The 2,605-nt window shown below is 72.1% G+C and carries 2 protein-coding genes; both read right to left on the reverse strand.

The features are described 5' to 3' along the window. Positions 1–1,272, reverse strand: a 1,272-nt coding sequence (locus tag EHS43_RS42175; protein WP_125195764.1) for a long-chain fatty acid--CoA ligase, incomplete at its 3' end; no start/stop codon positions are given. A 71-nt stretch (positions 1,273–1,343) separates the two neighbouring features. Further along, positions 1,344–2,605 (reverse strand): von Willebrand factor type A domain-containing protein (locus EHS43_RS42180; RefSeq protein WP_125195765.1); only part of this gene is annotated, 1,262 nt, incomplete at its 5' end.

The following is a 2,605-nucleotide window of genomic DNA, read 5'->3' on the forward strand; positions in this document are numbered from 1 at the left end:
GACGATGGTGGCGGCGGCGCTGGTCTCGGTGAGGCCGTAGCCCTCGTAGATGATGATCCCGGCCGCGGAGAAGAACAGGTTGAGCTCGCGGTCCAGGGGTGAACCGCCGCTGATGGCGTAGCGCATGCGGCCGCCGAGTTCCTTGCGGATCCGGCGGTAGACCAGCAGGTCGTACAGGCCCCAGGCGGCGTACAGACCGGGGCCCGGTCCCTTGCCGCGGCCCAGGAACTTGTCCAGGTACGCCTCGCCGAAGCGGACGCCGACGCGGTGGGCGCGGTCGAAGGAGGCGGCGCGGCCCAGTTTCTCGGCGGTGGCGCGGCCGGTGGCGTGGATCTTCTCGAAGAGGTACGGCACGCCGACCAGGAAGGTCGGACGGAACTCCTTGAGCGCGGGGCGCAGTTCGTCGGGCTTGATGCTCGGGCAGTGGCCGATCTCGATGCGGGCCATCAGGCAGGCGATCTGGAGGGTGCGGCCCATGATGTGGGCGAGCGGGAGGAAGAGCAGGGTGGAGGCGGTCCGGTCGGTGACCTCCTTGAAGATGGGGTGCAGCAGTTCGACGGTGTTGGCGGCCTCGGCGTGCAGGTTGGCGTGGGTGAGGACGCAGCCCTTGGGGCGGCCGGTGGTGCCGGAGGTGTAGCAGACGGTGGCGATGGTGTCGGGGGTCAGGGCGGCGCGGCGCCCGGTGACCTCCTCGTCGGGGACGCCGTGCCCCTTGGCCTTGAGGGCGGCCAGGTCGTGGCTGTCGATCTGGAAGTAGCGCACGAGATCGGGGGGCGGGTGGTCAGAGGCGGTCGCGGTGCGCAGGTTGTCGGCGGTCTCCACGAAGAAGTGGCGGGCCCCGGAGTCCCGTACGATCCACTCCACCTGCTCGGCGGAGGAGGTGGCGTAGACGGGGACCGTCTGGCCGCCGGCCGCCCAGATGGCGAAGTCCAGGACCGTCCACTCGTAGCGGGTGCGGGACATCACCGCGACCCGGCCGCCCGGTTCGAGCCCCTCGGCGATCAACCCCTTGGCCACGGCGGTGACTTCCGCGGCGAACTCGTCGGCGGTCACCGGGTGCCAGCCCCGCTCGTCCCGGCGGCGCAGGACGACGGCGTCGGGGGCCTCGGCCCTGTTGGTGAAGGGGAGGTCGGCGATGCTGCCCGTGGCCGGGGGCGCCACGAGGGGCGGTGTGCGGGCCTCGCGTACGACACCGTCATCGTCCTTGACGATCTCGACCGCGGTCCGGCCCGCCAGGTGTTTCGCCCTCTTCAGATCCTTGCGTACGCCCATGGTGGCTCCCCGGTCGGCTCCGACTGGGCCGCTAACTTACTCTCAAGTAAGAAAAGGTCAATGGGGCGGCGTCAGTCCGCGAGGTGTCCGGCCCGGCGGATGGTGTCGGCGAGTTGGCGTACCGCGCCGTCCTCGGTGCGGTCCCCCAGAGCGTCCGCCCAGTCGGCCAGTTCGCCCATCGAGGGGCGTCCCGGCAGCCGGTCGTCCGCGTAGCCGTCGCGCAGCGCGTCGGCGAAGTAGGCGGCCACCGCGTCGACCTGGAAGCGCGGGTCCGCCTCCCGCAGCGAGTCGTCGAAGGTCTCCAGGCCGGCCGACTTCTCGTGCGGGGCCCGGGTCCTCGGGTCCTGCCAGCGCACGGTGGCGGTGGCAAGGTGGCCGTCGGCGCCGGGCCGGGTGCGGACCGCGTAGAGCGCGGTGACCGTGTGGCCGGGGCCGACCTCGCCGCCGTCCACGCGGTCGTCGCGGAAGTCGTCGTCGGCGACGCGCCGGTTGTCGTAGCCGACGAGGCGGAAGGAGGAGACGGTCTCGGGGTCGAAGGCGACCTGGGCCTTGGCGTCGCGGGCGGTCAGGTCGATGTTCTGCGGGAGCTGTTCGCAGAAGACCTTCTCGGCGTCGTCGTCGGAGACGTAGACGGTGTGCCCGTCGCCCTTGTCGGCGAGGCGTTCCATGAGGGCGTCGCCGTAGTCGCTGCCGACGCCGACGCCGAAGAGGGTGATGCCGTGCTCGCGGCGGGCGGTGTCGATGCGGTCCAGGATGGCGTCGGGGTCGGTCTCGCCGTCGTTGGCGAGGGCGTCGGAGATGAGGACGACCCGGTTGGTGGCGCCCTCGCGCAGACCCTCGACCGCGGTCTCGTAGCCGGTCTCGACCCCCGCGCCGAGGTTGGTGGAGTACGTCGGCTCCAGGCGGTCGATCGCCCGGTGGACGCGGTCGCGGTGGTCGCCGAGGCGGGTCATCGGCAGGACCGTCTCGGCCTGGTCGCTGAAGGTGACGAGGGCGACCGAGTCGTCGTCGCGCAGCCGTTCCGTCATGGTGTCGAGGGAGCGCTGGGCGAGGTCGAGGCGGCCGGGTTCGGCCATGGAGCCGGAGATGTCGATGACGAAGGTGAGGGCGGCGGGCGGGCGTTCGTCCGGGTCGTCCGCCGCGTTCCTCGTGGCCAGGCCGACGCGGACCAGCGACCAGCCGTCCTGGCCGGTGCGGGCGCCGTCGACGGTGACCGTGAAGCCGTTGCCGTCGGGGCGGTCGTAGTCCTGGCGGAAGCTGTTGACGAACTCCTCGGGGCGGATGGTCGCGGGGTCGGGGCGGCGGCCCTCGGCGAGGGTGCGGCGGGCGTAGC

This window comes from Streptomyces sp. RP5T (genome assembly GCF_003933965.1).
Lineage (GTDB): Bacteria > Actinomycetota > Actinomycetes > Streptomycetales > Streptomycetaceae > Streptomyces.